The sequence below is a fragment of the Streptomyces sp. NPDC058964 genome, assembly GCF_042741275.1.
Lineage (GTDB): Bacteria > Actinomycetota > Actinomycetes > Streptomycetales > Streptomycetaceae > Streptomyces.
On sequence record NZ_JBHYKH010001062.1, the window covers coordinates 1 to 1071 of the forward strand.

The 1071-nt window shown below is 71.0% G+C and carries 1 protein-coding gene; it reads left to right on the plus strand.

The window, feature by feature from the left end:
• The first annotated feature begins 410 nt into the window (after window positions 1-410).
• Complete coding sequence (locus ACFW2E_RS47665; protein ID WP_384478620.1) at window positions 411-761, plus strand: ArsR/SmtB family transcription factor; 351 nt, start codon at window positions 411-413, stop codon at window positions 759-761.
• Window positions 762-1071 lie beyond the last annotated feature (310 nt).

A 1071-nucleotide genomic window follows, 5' to 3' on the forward strand; every position in this document is an offset into this window, starting at 1 on the left:
TCCCCACCCCACCCGCCACCCGCTCGTGACCCCCCCCCCTCCCCCCCCCTCCCCCCCCGACCACGGCCCCGACCACCGCACCGGGGACGGCCGCCGATCCCGGTCCACACCGACCTGACCGCCGACGGCTTCGGCACCGGGCGTTACCGCAGCGCGGGCAGGTGCCGTCCGGGGCCGGGGCGGTGGGCCGGCACTTGAGACGGCGGGCCACACAGCCGCAGTAATTGCTAATCTTGGCAATTACTGAGGTTGTCGATGCTGGGTTGGATGGCTCTCCTGCTCAGTGCGGATTCGGCCTGGGCGGGACCGCACGCGAGGATGGGCCGCATGCTGTTGACGGGTGGATGGATGGGATGCGCCGAAGGCCGGCCGGAGGAACCGTTCTCCCGCGCCGGGGAGGCGACGCCACGGTGAGTACGCCGCTGTATCAGCTGAAGGCCGAGTTCTTCAAAACCCTGGGCCATCCGGCCCGCATCCGTGTCCTGGAGCTGCTGAGCGAGCGCGAGCATGCGGTGGGGGAGATGCTTCCCGAGGTGGGCATCGAGCCCGCCCATCTCTCGCAGCAGCTGGCCGTGCTGCGGCGGGCGAACCTGGTCAGGACCCGCAAAGAAGGCTTGAACGTGTACTACTCGCTGGCCAGCCCGCACGTTGCCGAGCTGCTCCGGGTGGCCCGAACGATCCTGTCCGGGCTACTGGCCGACCAGGCCGAGCTCCTCGCCGACCTGCAAGCCACGCAGAGCGAAGGAAAGGCACCGTCGTAGCGACAGTCCCCGAACGACGGCCGTTTCCCGAGAGCCGGACAGCGCCCCGCGGGTTCGGCGCCGCATCGGTACGGATCCTGTACCTGGCGCGTCCGGCCGGCGCTTGGTGGGAGGGCCTGTCCACCTGGATCGTTGACAGCCTCGACCTGGCCCACGCCCCAAGCCATGAGCCGAACCGTGCTCACGGCCATCCTCACTCGCACGGAGACGTGATCGGCAGCCGCGGCCACCGGCGCGTTCGGGGTTCCGGCAGCGACAGCCCCCACGCCGCCACCGCGACCGCCAGCACCCACGCCCACCGCTCGTGGGC